Annotated in this window: 25 protein-coding genes and 2 pseudogenes; 9 read left to right on the top strand and 18 right to left on the bottom strand. The window is 59.2% G+C overall.

Annotated elements, in window-relative coordinates; translation table 11 throughout:
* Window positions 1-73: 73 nt before the first annotated feature.
* From LB528_RS09765 to LB528_RS09745, 5 genes are all read right to left on the bottom strand, one after another.
* A complete protein-coding gene (locus LB528_RS09765) occupies window positions 74-334 on the bottom strand; it encodes a hypothetical protein (RefSeq protein WP_224714707.1) in 261 nt (86 codons plus the stop codon).
* Between the two features lie 36 nt (window positions 335-370).
* Window positions 371-673: a hypothetical protein gene (locus tag LB528_RS09760; RefSeq protein ID WP_224510315.1), complete on the bottom strand. Its 303-nt coding sequence runs from the start codon at window positions 671-673 to the stop codon at window positions 371-373.
* 268 nt (window positions 674-941) lie between these two features.
* The gene (locus LB528_RS09755; protein ID WP_224510313.1) at window positions 942-1,358 is read right to left on the bottom strand and encodes a curlin; all 417 of its coding nucleotides are present in this window, start codon (window positions 1,356-1,358) and stop codon (window positions 942-944) included.
* A gap of 259 nt (window positions 1,359-1,617) precedes the next feature.
* Entirely contained in the window at window positions 1,618-2,016 is a 399-nt protein-coding gene (gene csgH, locus LB528_RS09750) for a curli-like amyloid fiber formation chaperone CsgH (RefSeq protein ID WP_224714706.1), read from the bottom strand.
* Between the two features lie 70 nt (window positions 2,017-2,086).
* A complete protein-coding gene (locus tag LB528_RS09745; RefSeq protein WP_224510309.1) occupies window positions 2,087-2,524 on the bottom strand; it encodes a curlin in 438 nt (145 codons plus the stop codon).
* Between the two features lie 915 nt (window positions 2,525-3,439).
* Between LB528_RS09745 and LB528_RS09740 the strand changes: the two genes are divergently transcribed.
* From LB528_RS09740 to LB528_RS09730, 3 genes are all read left to right on the top strand, one after another.
* Entirely contained in the window at window positions 3,440-4,096 is a 657-nt protein-coding gene (locus tag LB528_RS09740; RefSeq protein WP_224510307.1) for a hypothetical protein, read from the top strand.
* Window positions 4,093-4,791: a hypothetical protein gene (locus LB528_RS09735; protein WP_224510305.1), complete on the top strand. Its 699-nt coding sequence runs from the start codon at window positions 4,093-4,095 to the stop codon at window positions 4,789-4,791. Before LB528_RS09740 ends, LB528_RS09735 begins: the two co-directional genes overlap by 4 nt.
* Before the next feature lie 162 nt (window positions 4,792-4,953).
* Window positions 4,954-6,054, top strand: a complete 1,101-nt coding sequence (locus LB528_RS09730; RefSeq protein WP_224510302.1) for a glycosyltransferase family 9 protein — start codon at window positions 4,954-4,956, stop codon at window positions 6,052-6,054.
* 16 nt (window positions 6,055-6,070) lie between these two features.
* Here the strand turns inward: LB528_RS09730 and LB528_RS09725 are convergent, their stop codons facing one another.
* Complete coding sequence (locus tag LB528_RS09725) at window positions 6,071-8,254, bottom strand: acyltransferase family protein (RefSeq protein ID WP_224510300.1); 2,184 nt, start codon at window positions 8,252-8,254, stop codon at window positions 6,071-6,073.
* A 1,162-nt stretch (window positions 8,255-9,416) separates the two neighbouring features.
* On the opposite strand from LB528_RS09725, the gene LB528_RS09720 reads away from it, so the two are divergent.
* From LB528_RS09720 to LB528_RS09710, 3 genes are all read left to right on the top strand, one after another.
* Window positions 9,417-9,623 carry an autotransporter outer membrane beta-barrel domain-containing protein gene (locus tag LB528_RS09720; RefSeq protein ID WP_411962127.1) on the top strand — a complete coding sequence of 69 codons (207 nt, stop codon included), beginning with the start codon at window positions 9,417-9,419 and terminating at the stop codon, window positions 9,621-9,623.
* Between the two features lie 222 nt (window positions 9,624-9,845).
* Window positions 9,846-12,548, top strand: a complete 2,703-nt coding sequence (locus tag LB528_RS09715) for a PAS domain S-box protein (protein ID WP_224714705.1) — start codon at window positions 9,846-9,848, stop codon at window positions 12,546-12,548.
* A gap of 1 nt (window position 12,549) precedes the next feature.
* Entirely contained in the window at window positions 12,550-13,020 is a 471-nt protein-coding gene (locus LB528_RS09710) for a response regulator (RefSeq protein WP_224714703.1), read from the top strand.
* A 321-nt stretch (window positions 13,021-13,341) separates the two neighbouring features.
* On the opposite strand, the gene LB528_RS09705 is transcribed toward LB528_RS09710, so the two are convergent.
* The 4 genes from LB528_RS09705 to LB528_RS30165 form a co-directional block, all read right to left on the bottom strand.
* On the bottom strand, window positions 13,342-13,581 hold the full coding sequence (locus LB528_RS09705; protein ID WP_224510294.1) for a DUF6894 family protein: 240 nt from the start codon (window positions 13,579-13,581) through the stop codon (window positions 13,342-13,344).
* 15 nt (window positions 13,582-13,596) lie between these two features.
* Window positions 13,597-14,334, bottom strand: a complete 738-nt coding sequence (locus LB528_RS09700) for a Crp/Fnr family transcriptional regulator (RefSeq protein ID WP_224714701.1) — start codon at window positions 14,332-14,334, stop codon at window positions 13,597-13,599.
* A 599-nt stretch (window positions 14,335-14,933) separates the two neighbouring features.
* Complete coding sequence (locus tag LB528_RS09695) at window positions 14,934-15,215, bottom strand: DUF6894 family protein (RefSeq protein ID WP_224714700.1); 282 nt, start codon at window positions 15,213-15,215, stop codon at window positions 14,934-14,936.
* Between the two features lie 73 nt (window positions 15,216-15,288).
* The gene (locus tag LB528_RS30165; RefSeq protein ID WP_263483885.1) at window positions 15,289-15,411 is read right to left on the bottom strand and encodes a hypothetical protein; all 123 of its coding nucleotides are present in this window, start codon (window positions 15,409-15,411) and stop codon (window positions 15,289-15,291) included.
* Between the two features lie 826 nt (window positions 15,412-16,237).
* Here LB528_RS30165 and LB528_RS09690 point away from each other — a divergent pair.
* Window positions 16,238-16,771 (top strand): annotated as a pseudogene (locus LB528_RS09690) (sigma-70 family RNA polymerase sigma factor).
* A 27-nt stretch (window positions 16,772-16,798) separates the two neighbouring features.
* Here LB528_RS09690 and LB528_RS09685 read toward each other — a convergent pair.
* The 6 genes from LB528_RS09685 to LB528_RS09660 all read right to left on the bottom strand — a co-directional run bounded on the left by LB528_RS09685 (window position 16,799) and on the right by LB528_RS09660 (window position 21,433).
* Window positions 16,799-16,966, bottom strand: a complete 168-nt coding sequence (locus tag LB528_RS09685; RefSeq protein WP_224714698.1) for a hypothetical protein — start codon at window positions 16,964-16,966, stop codon at window positions 16,799-16,801.
* Window positions 16,967-17,117: 151 nt separating this feature from the next.
* The gene (locus LB528_RS09680; protein WP_224510288.1) at window positions 17,118-17,255 is read right to left on the bottom strand and encodes a hypothetical protein; all 138 of its coding nucleotides are present in this window, start codon (window positions 17,253-17,255) and stop codon (window positions 17,118-17,120) included.
* A 746-nt stretch (window positions 17,256-18,001) separates the two neighbouring features.
* A complete protein-coding gene (locus tag LB528_RS09675; protein WP_224714696.1) occupies window positions 18,002-18,241 on the bottom strand; it encodes a hypothetical protein in 240 nt (79 codons plus the stop codon).
* A 49-nt stretch (window positions 18,242-18,290) separates the two neighbouring features.
* The gene (locus LB528_RS09670; RefSeq protein ID WP_224510277.1) at window positions 18,291-19,469 is read right to left on the bottom strand and encodes a zinc-dependent alcohol dehydrogenase; all 1,179 of its coding nucleotides are present in this window, start codon (window positions 19,467-19,469) and stop codon (window positions 18,291-18,293) included.
* An 84-nt stretch (window positions 19,470-19,553) separates the two neighbouring features.
* Window positions 19,554-20,339: an SDR family NAD(P)-dependent oxidoreductase gene (locus tag LB528_RS09665; RefSeq protein ID WP_224714695.1), complete on the bottom strand. Its 786-nt coding sequence runs from the start codon at window positions 20,337-20,339 to the stop codon at window positions 19,554-19,556.
* A 518-nt stretch (window positions 20,340-20,857) separates the two neighbouring features.
* On the bottom strand, window positions 20,858-21,433 hold the full coding sequence (locus tag LB528_RS09660) for a response regulator (RefSeq protein ID WP_224714693.1): 576 nt from the start codon (window positions 21,431-21,433) through the stop codon (window positions 20,858-20,860).
* Between the two features lie 395 nt (window positions 21,434-21,828).
* On the opposite strand from LB528_RS09660, the gene LB528_RS09655 reads away from it, so the two are divergent.
* A complete protein-coding gene (locus tag LB528_RS09655) occupies window positions 21,829-22,014 on the top strand; it encodes a hypothetical protein (RefSeq protein ID WP_224510266.1) in 186 nt (61 codons plus the stop codon).
* A 462-nt stretch (window positions 22,015-22,476) separates the two neighbouring features.
* Here LB528_RS09655 and LB528_RS09650 read toward each other — a convergent pair.
* A pseudogene (locus tag LB528_RS09650) lies at window positions 22,477-22,813 on the bottom strand (transposase); the annotation flags it as partial.
* 463 nt (window positions 22,814-23,276) lie between these two features.
* Between LB528_RS09650 and LB528_RS09645 the strand changes: the two are divergent.
* Window positions 23,277-24,527, top strand: a complete 1,251-nt coding sequence (locus LB528_RS09645; protein WP_411962139.1) for a beta-glucosidase — start codon at window positions 23,277-23,279, stop codon at window positions 24,525-24,527.
* Here the strand turns inward: LB528_RS09645 and glf are convergent.
* Window positions 24,524-25,660, bottom strand: coding sequence for a UDP-galactopyranose mutase (gene glf / locus LB528_RS09640; protein WP_224714692.1), 1,137 nt, complete (start codon window positions 25,658-25,660; stop codon window positions 24,524-24,526). The genes LB528_RS09645 and glf overlap by 4 nt on opposite strands.

Below are 25,660 nucleotides of genomic sequence, written 5' to 3'. Positions count from 1 at the left end.
CAGCGGGAAAAGCCAAAAAAGGCCATCCAGGTAAATGCGGAGATCGATGGCCTCTTTTGCAATACTGCAAGGCTTAATAGGCCTTCTTGGGGGCTGCCTTCTTGGCGGCGCCCCTCTTGTGCCTGACTGGGCACTTGTGCTTCTTGGTCACCTTGCAGGCCTTCGTGACGTGCTTCTTCGTGGTCATAGCATCCGAAGCGGGCGCTGAGCTAGTTGCGGCCGTCGCTGCCGGCGCCGGCTTTGTAGCCGCAGCGGCGTTGTTGGGACCGAGAACTGGCATCGAGACGGCGAGCGCGAATGCAAGACCGACGACGGACAGAAGAGACTTTTTCATGTGCCTGTTCCTTGTTTGGCAAGTCGGGTTTGAGCGTCACTCATCTGGATCGATGGGTGTCACTCCGAGCAGCTTCAAAGCTTTCGCGAACATCCGGATCCCCTGCGCCTCTTTCTTCTTGGCGCAGTACCGGTTTCCCTTTCTCTGAAGAGCCTTCGCCGCGGTGACCTGCATTGCCGCGGCATGCGTTTTGAGGGCTTCGTCAACTTGACGGCTAAGATTGGTGCAGCGCTCGGTCCGGGTGAGCGGTGCCACCTTTGAGGTGGGGATTCCGGTCGCTGCCGCGGTAAGCGACAAGCTGAGCAACGCACCCATCAAGTTGATCGAGATTCTGTGCATCGCTTGTCGCAAACCCGAGCAAGTGCAGCACTGCTGCAGCCGATGAACTGACCCTCTTGAGCACAATACGGTTGAATGATTTCTGGAGTTTTTCCTGGATGTTTCTGGATTGTGTCTGGCGGGAAACGTTCGTCTCGCCGGGCGTTCCGACCGCAGCCCTCGATAGCGTCTCCGAGGCAATGGTTGCGGGCCTCGCGGGCGCAATCGATCATCGGCGGCGGATGCGTGCCGGACAGTCGTCACGTATCCGCAACCAGGCGATTTCTGCCTACCACCCGAACAGGAAAGCCGCGCCGCTCTGCCTGTCGCCGGCCTGCACGACGTCGGCGTCGGTGTTTCGGCCAAACTGGAAGATACCGTAGGAATTGTCGTTGCCGTTCTGGCGCAGGGTAGCGGAGTGTCCGCTGCCCTCCTGTCGAATTATGCCGAGATTGCCGGCCCCGTCCTGACCTATGCCGGCACGGTTGTTCCACCCGCGCTGCCTGATATGGGCAGCGCTACGCAGCCCTTTGTAAACCGAATAGGCGCGCAGGCCGAGATCCAGCGCCCGCGCATCGCGAGCCGTCGGAGGCGAGTAGTAGAACCCGATCGAACCGCCCGCCTTCGCCGGAGCGCAGAAGAGGGGCAGGCCGACGGCGCTCGCGAGCGCGATGGCGGCGATAAGTTTTGTGACCTGGCGGTTCATGATGCCTCTCCTTGTGGCTTCATCATCTGATGCGCCACAGTCGCACGGCGAAGCTGAACCGTGGTGGAAGGGTTCGTTCAGCCGCGGTTCAAGACTTGGAGCGGCGCCGCCTTCGACGGAACCGCCGAAGCCTTAAATACTTGGTTTTGCATCACTCCGGGTGGAAATCCACCGCGCACTGCAGTCGTTCCGGTTTGATGAAAATGAAGGGCTCCGGTTGCCCAGAGCCCTCCTTTCGATGCTCGAAGATAGCCGGCGCTCAGGTCGCGCCGGACACCTGTTTGACGCAACTGACACTCGCCGCGCCTGCGGTCACTTTCAGCTCAACCTCATAGGCGCCATTCCCCTCGACACTCATCTGGCCAAGCGACACGGGATTGCCCGGACGGGCGTCAAAGGCGCCCTCCTGCCGGATATTGGCGGAGCCGGATCTGCCACCACCGGAGACGCTGACCTTGTAGGTGCCGTTAATGCTCTCGTCGGCATAAACCATGGGCTCGAGCAGGATGGCGTCGCCTTGGAGCGTGTCCCGGATCTCGCATCGCAGCGGTCCGGAATTCGAGCCATCCTTGCCGGCCGTCGCGGCAGTCGCGCTGGCGACGATCACAGCCAGGAACGCGGCAGATGCCGCTGCTGTTCGCTTATCCAGTTTGGTCATGGATCATCTCCTTGTGATTGCAGGACGGTGGCCGACACCACTCTTGCCGACCTTGCCGACCGTCCACGGTTCAGGGGCAGTCCTGGACGAAGGCGGCGACGTTGCCGCTGCCACCTTGGCTGACGTCGGCATTGCACCCGTGGCCGACCTGGACGCCGGCGGCGATGTTGCCGTTGCCGTCCTGTGTCAGGATCGCGGTGTGGTTCGAGCCGAACTGGGCAATACCTGCGGCGTTCCGGCTGCCGTACTGATAGGTCGCTCCGTAATTGTTGACGCCCTGCTGCCCGATCACCGACCGGTTGCGATGACCATATTGCTGGCCTATGGCGGTGTTGAAGCGGCCATCCTGATAAACGTGTATGCGGTTGCGGTAGCCGTGCTGGGCGCCGCCGGCGGAATTGCGCCAGCCATATTGTTCGATGTTGACGTTGTTGGCCATCGCGGGCGCGACGGCGGTGAAGCCGACGACGGCGGCAAGGGCTGCGGCGACGACTGATGTACGGGTCATGGGACTTCTCCTTCGATGCGGTAGGGACCGCGGGGTTGGACGGCCCCTTTGTAGGAGGTTCGGCCCGAATGGAGGCTGAAGGCTCCATTCAGCGAAAGTTCATGGCCGCTTCATTCAGACATTGCAGAACTGGTAGCGCGTCTCCCTTCAATTGAAGCCATCCCGCCCAGGCGCTCAACCATCGCACCACCAGCCAAGTGCCGGTCCAACGAGGTCAGCCACGGTCACTGTGTTTGGAGACCAGCAGATGAGCGATTAACCCTTGGTCAAAACGGCTTTGATCTGGTGCTGTCGACTGCAAATGACACTAGGCGAGTTCGCGGGGCCCTCGGCAACCCGTTGATTTGCTTGCAGAACAGCAACGGCTGCGGCAACTAAAGAAACTCGTGGAGGCACGTATCCAAAGAGCATCCAATTTGGCCGGGTTCTTGGAAGCTTTTCGAACGTTCTGTCTGCTCCTCCAGCCGAATTGCGTGCGCTTATGAAAGAGATTGGACTTCCTGTCACGGATTGGGGCAAACTCGGGCCGTGCGCTCGCCATCGGGGGTTCGAATCGGAGGAGCGCTACCGCCTTTCCCCCCACTCGCTAGGTAGGAACAAAGACGGAATCCTGGCTTCAGATCGAAAGGAACACGCAATGCCAGAGAATGCGATTTGGAGGCCGCAGCCGCTTCTACGCCGAGAGCTTTCCCGACAGCGCGATGGATGCCGCTCACAGTGCACGGTCGCCACCGCGTCAAAGTGATCCGCTGTACTTCGGGTCTTCCGCTTGCAGTGGTTCCCTGCTTAATTCGAGTAAATCCGCACCAATTATAGAGTTGCCACGTGATACCAATCTACATTGGGTATGACCCACGCGAATCCCGAGTTCTAGAGGTAGCGCGATGGAGCGCCTATCGGCGGACGAGCAGGCCGTTGCAGATACAGCCACTCGTGCTCAAAGAGCTTGAAGCCCAGGGAATCATGAAGCGACCGATGGTGGTTCGTGATGGGAAGCTCTGGTGCCCGATTTCCGAGGCACCGATGGCGACCGAGTTTGCCATATCGCGCTTTGCCGTTCCGTTTATGAGGCAAGGCGGCTGGGCCATGTTCTGCGATTGTGACGTCCTGTTTCTGAAGGATCCAGTCAAGCTGCTCGACCTAGTCGATCCTTCCTACGCGATTATGGCGGTTAAGCACCAGCAACGCGAATCCGAAGCGGTCAAGATGGACGGACAAACGCAGACGTTCTATCGCCGCAAGAACTGGTCGTCGGTCGTTTTGTGGAACCTGGATCATCCGTCCAACAAACGGTTGACCAACGAGATGCTCAATACGTGGCCTGGACGTGACCTCCACGCCTTCAAATGGCTTGAGGACCATGAGATCGGGGAATTACCTTTGGCATGGAATTACCTCGTAGGGGCTTCGGCTTCGGAACTCGACCCCGCCGATGTCTCGCTGGCGCACTACACGCTCGGCGGTCCTTGGTTTGCGGGCTGGTCTGGCGCCACGCAATGGGACGAATTGTGGAGCCGAGAAGAAAGCATTCTGCGCGCGTTTGAGGAACAGGCGGTTCAGATTCCCCCATGAAAACTCGGCTTTTGAATCACTTGCCAACTTTCTCAAAGCCCATTCTTCGCTTGTCCAGGGTCACGGGTCCCGCTTTGGTGATGGGGTCGGCACCGAATTTTCGCCTCCCCGAGGGACATGATGCCGATTGGGCACTTGTGACCGTCAACGCTTCCCAGCTTTTGGCGGAAACCTTCGGTCTTCCCGTTCCTGATGTCGCCCTGATACGCCGCGGCATTTTAGTCGGTGCGGGCGAGCAGGATTGTTACAAGCGTGATTTGTTAAAAGGACGACAGGCAAAGCATCTGATCATCCCGGTTTGGACGGACGTTGAGGACAAGCTGAAAGCCGGTTGTCGTACCTTCAATTATCGTTATGACACCTTGCAAGGGCTTACCAAATGGCAGCTTGCCAACATCGTCTGGCGGCTTAGCGGCAAATATCATGTGTCCCGCCGTTGGCACCGGAAAATCTCCACCGGAGTCTTCGCGATCATGCTGGCGCGTTTCGCTGGTTTCGCTCCTGTTGTAGTCAGCGGGTTTTCCCTGTCTCAGGCCGGGCATGGATACGACACCCGAAATGCCTTTCGATATCACGCCGACGAAGATGCGGCTTTGCTGCGACTGGTCGTGAGAAGAGGAGAGCCAATCTACGCGGAGGATAGAGACTTCGCGGCAGAAACCGGATTGCCCTGGTGGCAGGGACAGATGCCCTGACGAGTGTTTCTTAGACAAACCGCAATATGAGCCCATTCCGAACTTTATAGCAAAGATGAGCTGGCTCCGACGTTGAAAAATGGGACAAAGATTTCTCGGAGTGCGAGCCGACCAACGACCAGCATCCCCCACCTTCGGGAGTTCGGTGCGGTGAATACTTCGATGGTTGATCGGCAGAGCATTAGGTCCATTCTCGTTATTCAGACGAAGTACATCGGGGACGTCATTTTGACCTCGGTGCTCGTGCGAAATCTGCGCCTCGCTTGTCCAAACGCTGCGATAGCCATGCTTTGCGCTGCTGGCCTGCGAGACTTCGTGGCCACCCAGAATATCGCAGACGAGGCCATCGGATTCGACCGTCGAAGTGCTGGTAGAAGTCTGCTTCAGCGAGTGAAGGAATATTCAAGCTTGGCTGCTGACCTCCGCCGCCGAAAATTCGATCTTACCATTGATGTGACTGACTCAAAGACATCAAGGATAGTGCAGAGGGCAATCGGCGCCCCGCTGCGCGTTGGATACAATCCCCCGGACAGGCGCCTGAAATTTTGGGAAGTTCAGCCTGCTAACATATTTGCTGAAGCACGCGGCCATGGAGGCGCACACTATTTGTACCGATATCTGTCCCCGCTTGAAGCGCTTGGGATAGAAATACGCGAAGTGATACCGAGGCTCGAACCCACACCAGTCGGGCGAAGCGCGTCTGCCCAGGTTCTGGCGCGAAGCAATCTGGCTACAAAAGCTTTCGTCGCAGTACACGCTGGAGCAGGGTTCGAAGGGCGGCGTTGGCAACCTGAGAGGTTCGCTGCAGTAATCGACGAGGTTTATGCAACGACGGGCCTGCGGTCACTACTGGTTGGTGGACCCGATGAAAGTGCGACCGCCAAAGCAATCTTGAATGTGGCAACGTCACCTTTGGTGAGCGTTGTTGGTAAGGTCTCGCTTGAGACACTCACTGCTTTGCTTGCGGACGCATTTATCTTTCTGGGAAACGAGAGTGGCCCAATGCACCTGGCCGCGTCGGTCGGAACCCCAGTTGTGGGGTTGTATGGCCTCACGTCGCCCGACATCTGGGGGCCTTTGGGGGTGCTTCACCGCACCGTTGAGCCGCCGTTGCCTTGCCAGTGTGTTGCGCCCGATTTGTGCAAACCCGGCAACCCGAGTGCAGTCTACTGCGTTCATCGGCTACCTGTTGCCAAGGTCGCTCAAGCGACAAGAGACTTGATAGATGCAGTGAGACGACAGGCGGATGAGACGGCCATTTGAACCATCCCATCGTCTCTCACTGCGCATCTAACCTGCCAGCCGCGGCGCTCGGCGGTACCAAACGCACCTGGATCTTCAGGGGTTGGGCCGGCGCCTGACGAGCCGTTGACAGCAAGGGCACATACAGAGAGCTCAGGCTCCTCGCCATGGTTGCGGTAATGTGATCGGCATCCTTATAGATCGGCAAGCCGTTTCGAACGGCGTCGCAATGTCCATTGCTGCAGATCGTTTGAAGTGGATCGACAATGGCAGCACCGTATTTTTCAGCCAGGCGCGCCAAGATCGCACGCGAAAGCGCCTGCCGTTTCTCGACATAATCCCAAGGAGCGGCCACATCGGTGGAACGTCCTGCTATCATCGCCTTGGCGACCGCCTCCGGCATATAATGTCCCATCTCAGGGACATCCATGACCAAGACAACCTTGTTGCCTTGTTGCGTCAACTCTCCCATCAGGCGGTCGAGCGTTTCGACGACCGAGGCGGATCTGTCTTCAAGCGGTGGCGGCACCGACGGGTCGAAATAAACACCCTCGTTCGGCAATTCGGCATCGTGCACGTATTTGGGCCAGTAGGCGACTAGGAAGACGAGCGGGATGTGCCTGGATGCGATCAGATCGCGCACTGCTCCGTTGAAGTCGCCGCACCGTTTGGTCTCGCCGCGCGGTGTGAGCTGAACACCTGGCAAAGGCGGACATGAAGAATGTCCGGCAAAGAGACCAGTAACGCCTATTTGCGTGGCGGCTGCATCAAAAGCCGGAGCCATTGCGCCGGAGTGGGAGTCTCCCCACACGAGGAAAGCGGGATTGTCCGAACCTTCGATGCCGAGCGGGCACAGCTTGCCCATGCGTATATCGGCCGGCGTCGGTCCCGTTGTGTCGGAATCGGCGAAACAGGGCGGAACGCTGAACCGGCTTTCATCGTAGGTCGCGGCGTAGACATTCCGAGCATCAACCGGAAGACGGGATGGGTCGCCCTTGTCGTGGATCATCTGACTTCCAAAGCTGATGGCTACCGCAATCACAAGGACCGCTCCAGCAAACAGCGAACGCCGGCCGATCCAGCCATTGCGACCGCGGAAGGGCTGTTCGATAAACCACCACGAAAAAGCGGCGATGGCGAGCGACGTCAGGGCGATCAGGCTGCCGTGAAGCAAGGACAGTTCACGCCCGGCCATCTCCCGGCTGAACACGATGACGGGCCAATGCCACAGATAAAGCGAGTAGGAGATCAAGCCTATGAATACAACTGGCTTCGATCGCAGGATTTGGCCGACCGGCCCCTGCTCGTCGTGTGCATAGATCACCAGCGCGGCGCCAACGCAGGGCAGCAGTGCCGTCGGGCCGGGAAAGAGAGTGCGATCATCAAATCCGAACACGGCCAAGGCGATCAGCAACATGCCGCCGGCTGCCAAGCCTCCCCGCATGATCGACCGCTTCGGCCTCGGTATCGCGTCGAAGGCAATCAGCGAGCCAACCAGCAGTTCCCAGGCGCGAAACTGCAGCAGATAGAACGCCGCGATCGGCGAATGGAAGACCGTCCATGCGCTCGCCACAAACGAGACGATCAGCAACCCGATCAGGATGGACACCGTATGTCGCTGCGCGAACCGGTTGACCGCGACCAGCAGCAGCGGAAACAGAATGTAGAACTGCTCCTCGACCGCAAGCGACCATGTGTGCACCAGCGGCTTCATCTGCGCACCAATGTCGAAATAGCCGCTTTCTTTCTCGAACTGGATATTCGATGTGAACAACGCTGCGGCCTTCAGGCTGCGGGCGAAATATTCCAGCTCGGCGGGCATCAGCAGGAACCATGCGGCAATGGACGAGGCCGCCAGAACCGCAAAGAGCGCCGGAAAGATCCGCCGGATGCGACGCTCGTAAAAACGCAGCAAGCTGAAACCGCCCCGAGTGATTTCCCCCGAAATCAGCGATGCCATGAGAAAGCCAGAGATGACGAAAAACACGTCGACGCCAACGAAGCCGCCGCCGAAACCCGGAATGCCGGTATGGTACAGCATCACCGGAACGATTGCGAAGGCACGCAGCCCGTCAATATCCCCACGATAAGTAAGCCCCGCTTGTCCATCCCCGTGAATTGAAGCCTGGGCGAATGGACGCCTGAGAACGAGATTCAAACGTTTATTTCCCGAAATATTGCCGGTGGCAGGCGTTTTATAAGCGCAGTATGGCTTCAGCATGACTGGTCTCGATCTTCTGACGAAGGGCGAGGCCATTCCGGGGCCGGTTACGGTACGAAGCTCGATGCGTCCGTCCTCCGGGGTTTTCACAAGCTCGGCGACTTATCTGAACAGTCAACCTGTCTCATTCGGGATTCTGCGGCAAACTCGTTGATATTTCTTGCTCGCTCTGCCAGGCGACGTCCTGAGACAGTTTCGGGCTTGTGACCGAACCCTCGCGGCGCTACCGTCAAGCGGCGATCACTGGTTGCCTGCCCGTTGGAGGCAACGTTCGCGTAGCAGCAGGACCGCCCATCCCAACCGGCGGCCGCCGCGTCGGCGCGAACGGCAAGGCGCGCCGATTGGAGTTCGTTGGCCAGCACGTCACGCGGCGTGTTCGCGTCGGGCTGCGTCCACGTCGGGGAGAAGAGCGAAAGTGGCCGATCGAGGCGCTTCTCGACGACCGATCCAACCAGATTGGTGAAGGGGTTCCGTTGCTGAGTTCCCGGTCAACGGCCGAAAAGGGTGGTATTCTAGCGTAAATTCGTGTGCACTCGGCAGATTTAAACGAGTTGATGTAAAAAAAATGCTTAAAACCAAGAGCATAGAGTAGCCGTTGCGCCCATGATGGACTGGACGGATGGATATGCAATATCAAATAGTTGCAAGAAGCCGTGTGCAAAAATCACACACGAAAGTTCTGCTTCTTTTCTTTTTTCGTTCTCACGACGGAGCCGTCGACAGTCCTAATCGGATGCTCTCTTGCCGCCGATGTTGGCCGCTCCATCGCGTACGTTCGCTGCGATACCCATCGGCCTTAAAGTCCGATGGGCGTCCGATTTCCCTGGGGTTCTTGGAAGCTTTTCGAACTTCTGGGCAGGCCTCAGCCCGAATTGCGGTTGTTCTGGACAAAGCAGGATACTAGATACGCTTTTTGGACGACTTCTAAGGCCCGGCTGATGGCGTGTGCGCTGTTAGAATAGCGCGCGTCAGCACGCATCTCCCGACAATGAACGGCGGCTTTGCGACTCATGTCGGCCATTGGGGCAAACTTTGCCTTTGGCCGGAAGCGGACATCGCAGGTGACAATACTGGAGGCCGCCGTGCGCCAGAAGCAGACGATGCGAACTCGGACCCCGCGATCCGCATTGGTCGGCGTTCGGGCAATCCCGCCAGTCTCAGTGTGCTTGGTTTCGGGTGTCTGCCAGCGGTCCACTACGGCACCGTCTCGTCGGACGTCTCGTCGACCTTCGGCACCGGCTCGATCTCGGCCACCGGCTACGGCGTCGGCGGCACGCTGACCTGGTTCGGCAACAGCGGCTTCTACGTCGATACGCAGGCCCAGGCGACCTGGTACGACAGCGACATCAACTCGTACGCTGGTCCTTGACTGGCTGCTTTTCTGCATAGGTCTGGGTAAGCGTGGTGCCGTGCAAGCTGCGGCGAACGGCTCGAAATAGCGCATCGTTTAGTCGCCGGATTTGCTGGCCTAGCGCCGGCGAACGCGTTCCAGCATCAGCACTTGCCGTTACTGGTCGTGTGAATAGTGCAGCTCGTTGGAACCTCTTGCGAAATCGGGTGTTAAACCGAGTTTAGGGGACTTTAGCCTCTCATGGAACAACGAGCTTTGCCCTCCAGCATTTCTGGCCCGCGAACCCTGTCGGGTGGCGAGGGCCGCGAAGTAAACATCGCGACCCTCCACTCCGGCAGCGAGCTGGAAGATTTCTTCGAGAATGCAGCCGTGGCTCTCCACCTGGTGGCCAATGACGGCACCATTTTGCGCGCCAATCGAGCCGAACTGGACTTGCTCGGCTATGCCGCGGAGGAATACATCGGCCGCAACATCCGGGAATTTCACGCGGATGCCGCCGCAATCGACGACATTTTGAACCGCCTTTCTCGGCATGAGCAGCTTCAACACTATCGCGCGAGGTTGCGCGCCAAAGACGGCTCTATGCGTTGGGTGGAGATATCATCGAACGCGCGTTCAGTTGGGGGGCGGTTCCTCAACACCCGCTGCATCACCATCGACGTGACGGAAAAGGTCGAAGCGGAAGAGTTGTTGCGCGAACAGGAGCACAGACTTGCCCTGACCTATCACAGCGCTGGCGTGGGAATCGTGGAAGCTGACGCCGAAGGCCGGCTGCTGCGGGTGAACGGACATTTGTGCCGTCTTTTGGGCTGTACGCAGGAGGACCTTGTTGGCCGATCTATTTTCGATCGAACCTTTCCTTCCGACGTCGAGGCGGATCGCACGAAATATCGCCAACAGGTCGCCGGCGAGATCAAAAGCTACACGATCGAGAAGCGGTTCGTCCGCAAGGACGGGTCGCTTTTCTGGGCTGTCGTAACCTCTTCCAGCGTTTACGACGGCACCGGGCGGTTTCACTACGCAGTACGGGTGCAGCACGATATCACCGAGCGGAAAGAGATTGAGGCGACACTCGCGCAAAGGGCCGAGGAGCAGGCTGCACTGCATCAATTGACGGAAATGCTGCAGCACGCCCATACCCGCGAAGACGTCTACGAAGCTGCGCTCGATGCGATCCAGCGCGGGCTAAGATGTCAGCGCGCTTCTATTCTGCTTTTGGAAGGCGGGATCATGAAGTTTGTCGCCTGGCGGGGCTTGTCGGACGCGTATCGAAGCGCCGTGGAAGGCCATTCGCCCTGGTCCGCAGCAGACCACGATCCGCAGCCAATTTGTTTGCGCGATGTGGAACAGGCCGAGCTCCCCAGCAACTTAAGACACGCAATCCGAACAGAAGGCATCGGCGCGGTCTGTTTCATTCCGATAATCGAAGGCGGGCGTCTGCTGGGCAAGTTCATGGCCTATTTCGACGAGCCGCATGAATGCTCGGCAGAAGAGATCGAAGTCGCCCGGACAATCGCACGCCAGCTCGGGTTCGGCATTGAGCGTGTTAAGACACAGAATGCGGCCCAGCGACTGGCGGCAATCGTGGAGTCGTCCCATGACGCCATCGTAAGCAAGGATCTCAGAGGCGTCGTCTCGACATGGAACCGCGGCGCCGAGCGCCTCTTCGGCTATACGGCCGCGGAGATGGTAGGCAAGCCCATCACCACCATCATTCCCGAGGATCGGCTGGATGAGGAGCCGCTGATATTGGGTCGCATCCGCAACGGCGAACTCATAGATCATTTCGAGACGGTTCGCCGCCGCAAAGACGGAACGCTGATAGATATCTCTCTCACAATATCGCCGGTGCGGGATGCGTCCGGCCGTATCGTGGGAGCTTCCAAAATCGCCCGAGACATAACTGACAAAAGGATAGCGGAAGCGAAGATACGAGACAGCGAGCGCCACCTTCAAGACCTGCTCGCTGCCATTCCTGCCGCCATCTACACTACTGACCGCGACGGCAAGATCACCTATTTCAATGAAGCTGCGGTGCAACTCGCCGGCCGCACGCCCGTCATTGGCACCGACGAGTGGTGCGTGACATGGAAGCTCTACTGGCCGGATGGAACCCCGCTTCCCCACGATCAGTGTCCCATGGCCATCTCACTGCGCGAGGGCCGGCCCATCCGAGGATATGAAGCGGTGGCCGAGCGGCCGGATGGAACCCGGGTTCCATTCATTCCCTATCCGACCCCGATGCGCGATGCCGCTGGAAACATCACCGGCGCCATAAACATGCTGGTCGATGTGAGCGAGCGTAAGCAGGCCGAAACCCAGCAACGGATATTGCTCGACGAGCTCAATCATCGCGTGAAGAACAACATGATGATGCTGAAGTCCCTGCTTTCGGTTGCCGCGAGGACCAGCAAGAGTTCGGAGGCGCGGACCGTTCTGGATGAGGCCAGCAAGCGGGTGGCCGCCATGGCTGCCGCTCAGCGGGTCCTCTATGACACGCCCGACGCCGTCAACTTCGGTGCCGGACCTTTCTTGGAAGCTGTTTGCGAGACCGCTAGACAGATGTTCCCCCCGGCTGTGCAGTTGATCTGCGAGGCAGATCCGATCCAACTGCCAAACGATATCGCAATGCCGCTGGCGCTCACTATCAACGAGCTTTTGATCAACGCCGTGAAGTATGGCTTGCCTGGAAATGGGCATGGAACCATTCGCGTTTCCATCAGAAAAAATGGCCGAGCTATTAGCCTGGCGGTCGAGGATGAGGGCCCCGGCTTCGAACTGAATTCTGTGCGCTCGTCTTCGTCAGGCCTGCGACTCGTTGAAGGCTTGGTGCGACAGATCGGCGGGACTTTCGAAGTCGGCCGGCACCCGTCCAGATGTATCGTGACCTTTTGCCACATGCCCCAGGAGATTGGCCTTGCGACCAAGAGCAGCGATACCTGAGTTGAGCCGTGCGGGGGACATCAATGGGTCCTTCAAGCCGCAGGTCGTCTTTTCCCGAGATGAGGTGAGCGGAGAACAGGGCGAAATCACCCGGAACCAGTTGATCTTGGTCGTCGAAGACGACTACCTGATCGCGCTGGATATAGAAGCCGGACTGCTGGCCGAAGGCTTCTCGCTAGCGGGCCTCGCGACCAGCGCCGATGAGGCGATCAGTATGGCGCTCTCGACCAAGCCGGTGCTTGCCCTCATGGATATCCGCTTGTTGGGTGAGCGGGACGGCATCGACGCGGCCGTGGAGTTGTACCGCGATCATGGGATACGATGCATCTTTACGACGGCGCACGGTGATCGCGACTTGAGGCTTCGAGCCGAGACGGCCAGACCGCTGGGCTGGGTGCAGAAACCCTATTCTATAGCGACGCTGGTCGCAGCCATTCGAGATGCCTTTCAGGAGCTCGAAAAGGAGAGCTGAACGCGCGGGGAGGGCCATTTAAGCAGTTGGACTTCAGCTCGGCCGGTGCCTGGCACGGCGCGCAGGCGAGCCGTTGCGGAATCCGCACAGGTTGCATAACGGCCAATAGCAGCTTTGCACCAGACCTAATCCTGAAAGCCGTCGTTGTTCATGTCGCGAGCTTGGGTGCCTCCAAAGTAGGACTTTCCGGTCTGGCCGCCCCTGCTGCAAGGCAACCCTGACGCGAATTCGCGTTAGAGGGCTAGGGCAGCGAGTCGACACAGCCTGCACGTGAGCTGCACAGGCGGCGTGACCGCAATCAGTCGCGGAAATGGCTAACCTTCATTGACCACTCGGTTGCGCATGCAGCGAGAGGCTCAACCTTACCAGCTTCTCTCCATGCTCGTCGCGGATTTCGATGAACAACTCCTGGCCATCGATGTCCTCGAGGAATTCTCTCGTCAGGTCTATCAGACCTTCTATGGCCTGATGACGCGCGCTCGCGATCCCATCGCATTCGATGCCTACCTCATCCTTGAGGACAACGTCGCGATCACCGCTGTCAAAGAAGTATCTCGCCATCGCACCAGCTCGCCATCAGAATGTTTTTGCGGTCCTTTGATGCAAGTAGGTGGCGTCAAAATCTCCTGCTCGGACGAGTCCGGCCCAGTCAACGGCATGAAACCGGGTGCCCTCGGTAAATATCAGCCCGTTGCGTCGTAGTTCCTGAAGCACTCGGTTCACGTGGACGGTTGATAGGCCCAACGCGTCGGCAAGGACTGCCCGCGTAATCGGAAGATTGGCCACATGATCCTCGATGACCCCCATCGAGTGAAGGCGGACGATCAATTCGCACAATATGTGAGCCATACGAGTATAGGCGTCGCGCCTTCCAACGTTGGTAACCCATTCTCGGTATATTGCTGCGTCGATCAGCGTCGAGCGCCAAAAAATAGTTGCTATGGAGGCATGTCGGTCACAGATGGCTCGTAAGGTATCGTGCCGCATGAAGCCGAGACTGGTGCGCGTCAGCGACGAGAAGGTGCAGTCAAGCACCGAGAGATGCATTCCGTGCAGATCGGGAATATCGCCCGGAACAAAGAATGACGTGATCTGCCGTTTGCCCTCGCCAGTAAGCTTGGTCGTTCCCACCAACCCCTCCAGGACGACGAACGAATGAGTGGGGCGATCTCCCTCGCGCACAATGTCCTCGTTCGCCGCACAGTCCCTTTTTGAAAGAGGGATGGCTTCTAGAATAGCTACGTCTGACTGGGTCAGATCGGAGATGTTCTGAAGCTTACGGATCAGAAGGTTCGGAGAAGGGACATGTGCCAATTTGGGTGACCGGTTTGGGTTGCCTCCCGAACATGGATCGGGCGCTAATGTTCCCGATCGCGTCTGTCGAGCGGCTTTGCCTCCAAGAACGAGCGCTTGCAAATGTTCTAGGAGCTGGTTGCGGCGGCCTCGGCTTATGGGTGATGGCTTTCGCGTCTCGAACGAGCGAGGACCAGTTCGTGCCGAGTAGCGAGATCAACTGTCGTGCCTGTGCCTCGGTAATCCCGGTTTCTTCCAAAAGCCTCTGCACCAGGTCGCGGGCCGAGATAATTGGCATAGGCGTGGCTTCAAAGAAGGCTTGATCGGCTTGGCCGGTGTGAGCAAAAAGGCGCTTTTCGTTATCGTACTCGCCCACACGTTTCGACCCGCGGCAAGCTGGGCCACATCGGGCTTACTGTCCTTGGCATGTCGCTCGATGGAGCGTCGGTTCATCAAAGAGCGGCAACGCGATGGCATTTGAGCAACCCAGGCGCGATGGCGTGTACAAAGGAGGTAACAGCGGCTGGATAGAAGCCGTGTTATGGTCCTCCAGGCCGACGGCCTTGGCATGGCTGGCATCACTAAGGTCATTGGTTGCTCCAGAATGGAGGTATACCGCACTATTCAGTCGCACCACGTTGCTCGGCCCCTAGTGCTGATCTCGTCAGCGAAGGATGTTTCAGTTTCACCGGAATTGCGCACTGAATCCGGAGCTGCATCAGCTCGCTGCCGGTGATATCCCGGATTGTGCACACCACATCGCGGTCCTTTCCACCAATTACCAGCCTGCGGGCTACCTCGAAGGCCCTCTCCTTGGCTTCCTTGAGGCCCGGAAGGTTGGCCCCTCGCGCATCGTGGTAGACATCGCCGCTGTGGGACACATCAAAGAAAAACCTGGCCATGACGCCTCATGATGCCGCGGGTGACTGACGGGCACTCGTAATCTGATGATGAAGGGACGGACGGAGGTTGGCCTCAGTAAATCCCCAGGACAATAACGAGGATGATTCCGATCGCAGCCAAGGTCATGACCGCGACCATTGCGGCTTCAAACGGGCCGACGCCGTTTCTTACGAAATTCATGGTGCGTCCCCGCATGCCCCTGTCCTTTTCTGATGTCCAAGCTAGGCCGCGACCTGTTCCCGCGGAATAACACATGTTAGCGGGGCACGAAAAAACTGTTTCCGAGCTTAGGCACCACCTGAAACTGAATTCGGGTCTTGGCGAGAGCTGCGACCGTCGCCCGCCTGCTCGTATGAAGTCTTCAGTCGTGAGCTCGAGAGTGCGTCATCGGCTCGCCTTCGATTGTTTATCGAACGACAGAAATGGATTTGATCCTGTTCTAACGGCCTCTCGGCCGGAACAGCGAAACTTGGCGGCCTTAAATCCGAAAAATCGAAAAAGGCCATCATATGTAATCGCGTGCGGTGCCTCACCTTGCGTAATTGCTGGGTCAACGAGCTTTTCGGGCGAGGACGTAATGCTGTATCCAGGTCGGTTTTTGGAGGCGAACGAAATCGGGATGCTCGTTCGCGTTCTTCAGACAGTCTGCAAAGAGCGCGGCATTTTACCCGTTTCGGAACAGGGGGAGCGCTTAGCTTCCCATTTGCTCAAGCTATTTATGAACGGCTTGACTGGGGAGCATGAGTTGCTTGACGCCGAGAGGAACCGGGCTCGACGGCACTGCCAGTCCTTCCAGCAGCTCTCTGCCGGACACGCGCGCACGGGGGAGGCCGCGTGAATAAGCCCTGCAATGTCGCTCCGACTGCGGCCCACCACTCTGCGGATCGCGGTCGTTCGCTCTGAAGCGCTTGACCGGTACGACGGCGCTCGCGGCGGGCAACAGAAAATAGGAACGTTCCCTTTTGTCAGGCATTTTCCTCGGTCTGCATCTCATCCACTCCTAATTGCCGGGCCCGGAAAATTGCCAGCCACAGAGCATACTCCGTCGAACCCTCGCGCCGGTGAGATCTCGATCGTCAATCTCATTCCTGCCTTGCGGGCATTTGCGCGAACGTTCTGTCGGGGGGCCGACGACGCCGACGATCTCGTGCAGGAGACCTTGACCAAGGCACTTACCAACGTGGACAAGTTCGAGCCCGGCACGCGCCTGAAGTCCTGGCTCTTCACGATCATGCGCAACACGTATTTTACGCGTATCAAGGCCGCGGCGCGGGAGGCCCCAGGGCTGCTCGACTGCGCCTCCAGCCGGCCAATTTCGGAACCGTCCCAGGATAGGTCCGTCTAAAGCAGGGAAGTGCATCAAGCCATCCAGAAGCTGCCGTCCCATCAGGGTGAGGTTTTGATGCTGATTGGTGGTGTGCTAGGCGTAAGCTACGAAGAAACCGCGGAGATATGCGGTTGCGCCGTCGGCACCGTCAAAAGCCGTCTCAACCGTGCCCGTGCCGGTGTTCTAGGGCTCCTCGGGGAAATTTTCGGGCAACCATTGGGACACTGAAGGCGCAAGACGCTAAGACCGCCAAATCTACCGGCGCTGAGCTGCCTTCATTGCCTTCGCTTCTCTCATCAACGAGGCCCAATTCAGGCCGAGCAAAGAAACAAGTTCGAGCGCCTGCGCTTCGGTGATGCCCGTCTTTGCGACCAGCCGCCGAACGAATTCGTCCACTTCCGGAGTTCTGCTATCCTGCGCCATCGGCACGACTCGCAATCGGCACGACTCGCAATCGGCTACGACAACTCGTCTATTTTAGCGTTCCACCGCTCAGCGCTGGCGCAACGATAGCGGCAACGACGAGCCTTGGAGCCCAATCTCAAGCAATGCTGCATCTTCGCCGGTGACGTCTTCAACCGCGCTCGCCGGTGATGTCGCTCTTGCGTTTTTCGATCAGCGCGTTCTCCAGTTCAAGTGCAAGCTTTGTGAGCCGGTCAGAAACATGTTCCCGCCCGATAGCGGTCAACAGCGAAGCGATCTCCTGATCCAAGCTGTGGATCGCCTGGGCGGAAAGATCGCCCTCTCTCCTGCGAGACATCGCGTTCACTCAAACAGCAGAGGCCTTGAATTTCACTGAGATACACCGGGTCCGAACTGCCGCCCGCACGTTATGTTCCGCCGGCGCGGCGGATAAGGGAACCAGCACGTCGTCGAAGCTGCCAAACCTTCTTCGCCGTCTAGCGGTCCTTCGCTCCCCAGCCATATTTGCAGCCTTCGCGGCCGCGCAGGAATCGAATTGCATCGCCCTCGCTGGCTGCCCCGGGGAGGGCGTAGCCGATCAGGATCGCGCCGGGGCTTTCGTCGGCATCAGCCGGATCGAAAGCGCCACAGCCCGAATCGCGGTGATGAAGTCCGTAACAGGCACAGACGACGGCACCGTTCTGAATCGATGCATCGCGCCAGTCGGTGATCAGGGAGCGGCAGGCCCGCTGCGATGGAACGCCAAAGCTATGGCGGACAGCACGCCACGATCAGTTCGGCCCCGTCGTGAAGCAGACGGCCGGCCGATCGTCGTTCGCACGAACGGCAGGGGCGTCGCCCTGCGCATGATTTCGGCGAGTCCGAAGACACTCTGGAATCGATCGAATGGGACGAATTCTTCCGCATTTTCGACGAGAACGATCTCAGAGCGCAGCCAAATATGTCGGCAGGCCGAGATGATGGCGCCGCTGAGGGGGAGGAGGCCCGCAACGGCGCCGCGGCAGGCGGTCAGGCTGCCGCATTAGTAGGCTGCGCTCAATCGAACGGCTTATCCGTCGGCCTCGGCGTCGGTCCGGCCTCGCGCCGGCGGCCAGTGTTGCGGTTGGCAATGCGGCTGTCCAGCGGCGAGGTCGCCGGCTCCCGGGCGCCAGCAGTCTTTGGAACAGTTGGTCTCGCGCCCGCATCGCTGTCCTGCGCATCGCGACGCGGATGCGGAAGGCCTTCGGGGCCGGGCGTCTTCACCGCAGACTTGGACGGGTCTTTCGCTTGAGCCATTTCGAATCCTTTCTGGTTCAGCAAGAGATATGCTAGGCGACCCGCGTGATCAGCCGTGCGGGCGCATCACCACCTTGATGCATCCATCCTGCTTGTCGCGGAACGTTTTGTAGAGGCCGGGTCCTTCGTCCAGACCGGCGCGGTGCGTGATGACGAAAGTCGGATCGATGTCGCCGTTCAGCACCTTCTGAAGGAGCGGCTGGAGATAACGCTGCGTGTGGGTCTGGCCCATACGAAACGTCAGCCCCTTGTTCATCGCCGCGCCGAACGGGATGTGGTCGACGAGGCCAATATAGACGCCAGGCACCGAGATGGTGCCGCCCTTGCGGCAGCAATAGATCGCCTCGCGCAGCACATGCGGCCGGTCGGTGCCAAGATAAACGGTGGTCTTGGCCTTATCGAGCATGGAATCGGGCGTGGCGGTGGCATCGGCTTCGGTGCCGACACAGTCGATGCAACTGTCCGGGCCGCGCCCGTCCGTCATGGCCATCAGCGCATCGTAGATATCGGAGTTGCTGAAATCGAGTGTCTCTGCCTTGCCGTGGTCGCGCGCCATGGCGAGCCGCTCCGGCACTTTGTCGATGGCGATGACGCGCCCGGCGCCGAGCATCCACGCGCTCTGGATTGCGAACTGACCGACCGGACCGCAGCCCCAGATGGCGACGGTGTCGCCTTCCTGGATACCGGCGTTCTCGGCTGCCATATAGCCGGTGGGAAAGATATCGGAGAGGAACAGCACCTGCTCGTCATCGATGCCGTCAGGCACCTTGATCGGGCCGACATCCGCAAACGGCACTCGCAGATATTCGGCCTGTCCGCCCCAATAGCCGCCGACCAGATGCGAATAGCCAAACAGGCCCGCGGGCGACTGGCCCATGACCTTGGCGGCCTGCTCGGCATTAGGGTTCGACCGGTCGCAGAGCGAAAACAGTCCGTTCTGGCAGAACCAGCATTCTCCGCAGGAGATGTTAAAGGGAACAACCACTCGATCGCCCTTCTTGAATTTCGTATGGTTGCGGCCAACCTCCACCACTTCGCCCATGGTCTCATGACCCAGCACGTCGCCCGATTTCATCGTGGGCATGTAGCCGTCCATCAGATGCAGGTCCGAGCCGCATATGGCGCAGCAGGTCACCTTGATGACGATGTCGCGGTCGTCCTCGATCGTTGGATCGGCGACCTGTTCACAACGAATGTCGCCTTTGCCATGCCAGGTCAGGGCTTTCATCGGGTCGTTCTCTATGAGTGTCGATGCTAGCGGATGTGGCCGAACTGGCGCTGGGCTGGAATGTTCCGGATCGCGTCCGCGCTCTCAGTGATCTTTCGCCGTGCCCGGTTCGGCCATGTTGCGGTGCTGTTCGGCCAACGTGCCGGCCGGCGTGACGTGTGCGGCGGCAACTTGCATCTTGTTCTTCCAACCGCTGACAACCTGTTCCTCACCGGCCAGCATGGCGTCATAGCCGTCCCTGGCCACATCGACAGGATTGTCCTTTTCTTGTACCCCGATCTCGGTATCCATCATGTCGGCGCGTTCGAAGAAACGGGTCTGCGTGGCGCCCGGCATCAGCACTGTCACGCTCACGCCGCTATCCTTCAGCTCATGACGCAGCGCGATGGCGAAGGAATCGATGAATGCCTTGGTTCCGTTATAGACCGCCTGGAAAGTGCCCGGCATGAAGCCGGCGATCGAGCCGGTAAACAGGATCCTGCCGCGACCGCGCCGGACCATTTTGCGGCCGAGCCGATGAGCGAGATAGACCGTGCCGGTGATATTGGTATCGATGACGCGGCGTGCCTCGCTCCAGTCCTGGTCGACAAAGCTCCGGCCCAGGCCGCGCCCCGCATTGAGGAACAGAAGATCGATGTCGCGGTCGCCGATCTCGGCGATCAATTTGTCTGCGCCTTCCTCGCTTGCAAGATTGGCCTCCACCGCGTCGACCGAGACGCCATGCGACCGGAGCGCATCAGCGGCCTGCTCTATGGCCGGCTCGTCGGCGGCGATGACAAGGTCATAGCGGTCCTTGGCGCAGAGTTTCGCGAGCTCCTTGCCGATGCCGCTCGAGGCGCCGGTGACGACCGCCAGTTTCCCGTTGTCCATTGGATGCTCCTGAGTGGTTCGGCCGAACATCCGGCTGAGCAGAATGTTCCTCGGGCAGGAGGCTTTCCTGGCGCTCGAACTGCCATGCAATCGCCGAGCAAACCGCGTGGGGCAATCCGGCTGATCAGCCAAGAGCAATGGCCATGGGACTCTTGCCGACTTGAACAAGAAGCTGACCGAAACCTGCACGCCCATGGCAGTTGTTGAGCGATCCGAGCGCCGACGCGCCGCGGGCGGGTGAAGGAGATCGTCGAATTTTCTCATACTCTTCGTGTAGCCTTTGGCGCGAAACGGTAAGCTGCAGATCCTCGGGATTATCCACGAACATATTTATGAACAGGACTGACTCGGCGACCGCTCGACCCGCTGGCGCGGCTACGGGGATCGATTCTGGAACCTGACGGAACTTTTGGGCAGGGGAGCTTTGTATCGTCGGCACCAAGACCAAGAGGCAGGGATGCAAGTTCTCGACATAGAAAATTGAGAACGGCAGGTCGCCGGCGGTCAGCTGCCTACAATCAGTGCAGCAAACGGTCGCCTCGCAGCTGCGCCATCTTGCGCATGATGGCGTTGAGCCAGTCTGCGATCGAAGACCCCTCGGGCCTCTCGTCGATATCCTCGAGCGCCTGTTCCAAAGTGAGCTCGACAAGACGGTCGGAAGCGCCGGCATCGTCCAGCAGCAGGCGCGCGGTGAGCCGAAGCTTGGGGAGCAGCGCGACCGCGTCCTCCGCTGTGGACGCCGGCTGTGCGACGGTCAATGGCTCTGCGGAGGGCTCCGGCGCAAACAATGCATCGATTACGGCGACGCGGCTTGAAGATTTGCTCAGGCTGCTCGCAAAACGCAAATGCTCGGGAATGGCAATCTCGTCATAGCCGCTGAAGAACACAAAGGGCACGTTGCGCCGCATCAATTCGTCCGCAACCGGAAAAACGTGGCAGCCATGCAGGTCGATGTCCAGGATAGCGGCCTCCGCCGCCTGCGCATGCCGGCCGGCCTGCTCCACCGTCGCTGCCGGTCCGAGGATGATAGCACCCATGTGAGCGAAGAAATCCGCTAGATCGCTGGCCAGCAGCCACTCGTCTTCCGCGATCAACAGATGAAGTCCCCTGAGGTTTCGCACACAAAGCTCCTTTTTCGTAACCGGTCGCGGACCTCAGTCGCGGAGGCATACCGCGCCGACACTGGCGCACGTATCAACAAGGTCGGAAGCAAAACGATAGAACGCGCCTGTGGGTGAACCGTTCCAGCAGTTCGCTGGGTGCGCTTCGACCCGATCTGGCAGCTTTACTGACTGCTCCCGCGCAATCCTACAGGCGCTGGAGAGTTTCCTGATCGGCTTCGGAAGGCAGAGGGCGGCGTCGGCTTCCACATTAGCGACAGCTGCGCCGAACAAGGGGAGTTCGCCAGTCCAGCAAACCACCCGAGCAGGAACCTTTTTTCCGTGGGTGGGTTAGTGGGCAGGCATTAACCCATGTTAGGGGAACGGCCGTGGCGCAAAAGATTCGTGAAGCACTGCTATCCGAACAGGAACCGTCCGGGACCACACTGGATCGCAGCATGAGTGGCCGGTTGGACTCGTTGACATACGAGGATGCACCTTCTCGAATGCTGGAGCTGGCGCGCAAGCTCGACACCGCGATTGCGTTGCGCGCGCGCAAAGCCAAGCCGAGCTGAGACGCTGACGCCGGTAATAGCGAGACGATCGGAGCCCGGTGTTCGTTCGATCTGGAAGCTGTACGGAGGCGATCGAATGAGACGTATAATGCGAAGCCTACTTGCCGAGATTCTGCCCGGTTGGCCGCGGCGAAAGGCAGGAGTCTTGACGCCGAGGCATGATTCGGCCCTTGTGTCGACGGACACAAGATCTGATGTCCGGACCGCCAAAGCGCTCAAGCGACGCAGGGGATCACAAGGCTCTCGCAAATAGCGGTTCGCCGGCCCTTTCGACTGCCCGCCGGTTCGAAATCAGATTGCTCCTCCAGCAATCACGGTCCCATTCAAGCAAGGGCGCGTCGCCCTGCAGGGCGACGGGCCCTCTTGATGGGGATCGTGTCTCAGGAAGTGGTGTAGCCGACGGCGCTGGCGCCGCGCTCTTCCGCAGGAAGCCGGGCTGATCAGCGAGCCACGGCTGGCAGGGCTGATGAGCGGATCATCGCTCATCCGTCTGATGGTTTCCAGTGTCATGTAGCGGGCCCGCTGCACGGCCATTCATCACTCTGCTCGAGCAGGATTGCGCCGACGAGGCGGACGATGGCGTTTCGTTCGGGAAGATCCCGACCACGTCGGTTCGGCGCTTGATCTCGCCGTTGAGACGCGCGATCGGATTGGTCGAGTGCCGCTTGGCGCAATGCTCCTTGGGGAAGGTCATGTAGGCCACCACGTCAGGTTCGGCGTCGTCCGTGATGGCGGCGAGCTTAGGGACCTCTGGCCGGATCTGGTCGGCGACGGCGCGCCATTGGGTGACCGTCGTCGCGCCGCGTGACCCTGATCTTGCCGATCAGTCGCTGTTCCTCGGGAAGCGAAATTGGAACTGACGCAGCCTAAAGCGATGGGCACTTCCTAAAGGGACTCTTTACGCTCCTGCGCATTTATCGGCTTCGGTGATTTGGGGATGGCATGGGGGCTATCTCACGCGATCGCGGAGCAGAAACAGAAGCGCTTCGAACTGTTGGCTGCGCTGGGCGACCGGATTCGCGAAATCGAAGACCCTGCGGTGCTGGCCTATGCGGCCGCGGAACTGCGGAGCAGTTGCCATGGCGTGTGCATCGTAAACCGCGGTGCTGCTCGATGGGTAGCGTTGGACGAGAGCCAAAACCGGTCTGGCCAGTTTGCAAGCCCGTGTCACTCAGGGCATCGTGGAGTGCCGCCGCGATCGAAGCCTGGAACATCTAACGCTGTTCTGGGTTGGGCGCCCGTCGCGTGGGAGCAAACGTTTCATCGCCGAGAGCGCCGTAAGGAATTTCAATATCAATTTCGGTCCGCAACATCCGGCGGCGCACGGCGGAGCAAGACAAAGTTTGATGCCTGATCTTCTTCCGCTCAGTTTCGACAGCTTCTTCATGGCGGGGTTCGAGTGTTCTTCGCATCATCGGAAAGATGGCCTACGTCTGGACCTTGTCCGGGCCACTAGCCACGACATCCACGCTGAGGACGACTACCGTCGATGCTCGAAGTTGGGATTGAGAACCATTCGTGATGGACTGCGGTGGCATCTGATCGAAACGGCGCCGGGCGTCTACGATTGGTCGAATTGGAAGTCCATGCTGGATGCCGCGAGTGCCGCCGGCGTTCAGGTCATTTGGGATATCTTTCACTACGGCTCTCCCGATCACCTCGACCAGGGCAGCGAACAGATGATCCAGAGCTATGCTTCCTTCGCAGCCGAAGCGATCCGACTGCACCGAGCGGTGACCGGGAAAGCCGCGGTGGTCTGTCCCATCAACGAAATATCGTTCTTCGCATGGGCGGTCGAAGTCGGATATTTTCCGCCAGCCGGACCTAGAAAGAGGGGGTGGTTCAAGCGGCATCTGGTCAAGGCGGCCGTACAGGGTATCCGTGCAATGCGTGAAGCAGACCCCGAATGCCGTTTCGTGTGGGCAGAACCGCTCATCCACATCGCGCCGCGCGACCGCACTCGTCAGGAGGTCCGTCGTGCGGAGAGGGCCCGCCAAGGGCAGTTCGAAGCATATGACATGCTGATGGGCCGTATCGAGCCAGGGCTGGGAGGAGCCGAGGATCTGATCGATGTGATTGGCCTCAACTTCTATCCGCACAACCAATGGTACCTGCATGGGCCGACAATCCCGATGGGCCACCATGAATACCGGGCTCTATCAGAGATGCTTGTCGAGGTCGCCCGACGCTATGCCAAACCCCTATATATCGCAGAGACCGGCGCCGAAGGATCCGCAGGACCCGCATGGCTTCACTACGTATGCGATGAAGTTCGGACCGCGATCAGTCAAGGAGCTCCGGTCGAAGGAATCTGCCTCTATCCGATCGCGGCTTATCCTGGATGGGACAATTCTCGGCACGCCGAGGTTGGCCTTTTTTCCGTCATCCATGCGGATGGTTTACGCCGCGTTCGTCAACCGATGGCCGATGAACTCGGGAGGCAGCAGAAGCTATTCGCTGACATTTTTGACTCGCGCGACCTGGCGGTGCCGGACGACCGCAGTGGCGGCTAAGCGGGCGTCGCGATGGCCGTCTGCAAATCATCCGCAATCGGTACCGTCTTCTGAATGCGCGCGAAAGTGGCCAAGGCCTGTCCTACGACCTGATCCATATTGTAGTAGCGATACGTTGCCAAACGGCCGACGAACCACACGTCGGGGCAATTTGCAGAAAGCGCTTCATATTGTTTGTATAGCGCTTCGTTTTCCGAACGCGGCACCGGGTAATAGGGGTCGCCAATGTCTGTCGGATATTCGTAGGTGAGGCTCGTCCGGACATTCTTCTGGCCAGTCAAATGCTTGTACTCGGTGATGCGCGTATAGGCTTCCGTTTGGGGATAATTGACCACGGCCACCGGCTGAAACTGCTCGCAGTCGAGGGTGACATGCTCGAAGCGCAATGAACGATAAGGCAGACGGCCAAGCTTCCAGTCAAAGAATTCATCGATCGGTCCGGTGTAGATCAGCCGCCGGAAGGGAATTCGCTCTCGGACCTCGCGATAATCGGTCTGCAACATGATCTTGATGTTGGGATTGTCCAACATCCGTTCGAACATGCGCGTGTAGCCGGCCGCCGGCATCTGCTGGAAGCTATCGCCGAAATAGCGATCGTCGCGGTTCGTTCTGGTCGGAACGCGGGCCGTCACGGCCTTGCTCAACTGGCTGGGATCGACCCCCCACTGCTTCCTGGTGTAGCCGCGGAAGAATTTCTCATAGAGTTCTCTGCCCACGGTGCTGACAACCACATCCTCGGCAGTATTGACTTCGTCAATGGTTTCACGACGCGACGCGAAAAAGTCTTCCAGCTCTGCCGAGCTCAGCTGCAGACCGTAAAGGCGGTTGATCGTGTCGAGATTGATCGGAATCGGCAAAAGCTTGCCGTCGACGAAAGCGAGGACACGGTGCTCGTAAGGCCGCCATGCGGTGAAGTACGACAGATAGTCGACGATCGACTGGGCGTTGGTGTGGAATATATGCGGTCCGTAACGATGAATGAGGATGCCCGCTTCGTTATAGCAATCATACGCGTTGCCGCCGATGTGGCTGCGGCGGTCGATGAGGAGAACGCTTTCGCCCCTTTGCGAGGCGATCCGTTCCGCGAGAACACTGCCGGCAAAGCCCGCTCCGACGATCAGCCAGTCGAACAT

The organism is Mesorhizobium sp. CA4, assembly GCF_020165075.1.
In the GTDB taxonomy this organism is placed as follows: Bacteria; Pseudomonadota; Alphaproteobacteria; order Rhizobiales; family Rhizobiaceae; genus Mesorhizobium.
Note: the sequence above shows the minus strand (reverse complement) of the source record. Positions and strands in the feature narration are given on the sequence as shown.

What these genes read in the sequence shown, in the direction of transcription:
- LB528_RS09730 (WP_224510302.1), top strand. Translation starts at nt 4,954, where the DNA reads ATGGTTGATCGGCAGAGCATTAGGTCCATTCTCGTTATTCAGACGAAG.
- LB528_RS09665 (WP_224714695.1), bottom strand. Translation starts at nt 20,339, where the DNA reads ATGGACAACGGGAAACTGGCGGTCGTCACCGGCGCCTCGAGCGGCATC.
- LB528_RS09685 (WP_224714698.1), bottom strand. Translation starts at nt 16,966, where the DNA reads ATGGCGCAGGATAGCAGAACTCCGGAAGTGGACGAATTCGTTCGGCGG.
- LB528_RS09735 (WP_224510305.1), top strand. Translation starts at nt 4,093, where the DNA reads ATGAAAACTCGGCTTTTGAATCACTTGCCAACTTTCTCAAAGCCCATT.
- LB528_RS09765 (WP_224714707.1), bottom strand. Translation starts at nt 334, where the DNA reads ATGAAAAAGTCTCTTCTGTCCGTCGTCGGTCTTGCATTCGCGCTCGCC.
- LB528_RS09745 (WP_224510309.1), bottom strand. Translation starts at nt 2,524, where the DNA reads ATGACCCGTACATCAGTCGTCGCCGCAGCCCTTGCCGCCGTCGTCGGC.
- LB528_RS09715 (WP_224714705.1), top strand. Translation starts at nt 9,846, where the DNA reads ATGGAACAACGAGCTTTGCCCTCCAGCATTTCTGGCCCGCGAACCCTG.
- LB528_RS09670 (WP_224510277.1), bottom strand. Translation starts at nt 19,469, where the DNA reads ATGAAAGCCCTGACCTGGCATGGCAAAGGCGACATTCGTTGTGAACAG.
- LB528_RS09705 (WP_224510294.1), bottom strand. Translation starts at nt 13,581, where the DNA reads ATGGCGAGATACTTCTTTGACAGCGGTGATCGCGACGTTGTCCTCAAG.
- LB528_RS09675 (WP_224714696.1), bottom strand. Translation starts at nt 18,241, where the DNA reads ATGGCTCAAGCGAAAGACCCGTCCAAGTCTGCGGTGAAGACGCCCGGC.
- csgH (WP_224714706.1), bottom strand. Translation starts at nt 2,016, where the DNA reads ATGACCAAACTGGATAAGCGAACAGCAGCGGCATCTGCCGCGTTCCTG.
- LB528_RS09755 (WP_224510313.1), bottom strand. Translation starts at nt 1,358, where the DNA reads ATGAACCGCCAGGTCACAAAACTTATCGCCGCCATCGCGCTCGCGAGC.
- LB528_RS09725 (WP_224510300.1), bottom strand. Translation starts at nt 8,254, where the DNA reads ATGCTGAAGCCATACTGCGCTTATAAAACGCCTGCCACCGGCAATATT.
- LB528_RS09760 (WP_224510315.1), bottom strand. Translation starts at nt 673, where the DNA reads ATGCACAGAATCTCGATCAACTTGATGGGTGCGTTGCTCAGCTTGTCG.
- LB528_RS30165 (WP_263483885.1), bottom strand. Translation starts at nt 15,411, where the DNA reads ATGCGGGGACGCACCATGAATTTCGTAAGAAACGGCGTCGGCCCGTTT.
- glf (WP_224714692.1), bottom strand. Translation starts at nt 25,660, where the DNA reads ATGTTCGACTGGCTGATCGTCGGAGCGGGCTTTGCCGGCAGTGTTCTC.
- LB528_RS09695 (WP_224714700.1), bottom strand. Translation starts at nt 15,215, where the DNA reads ATGGCCAGGTTTTTCTTTGATGTGTCCCACAGCGGCGATGTCTACCAC.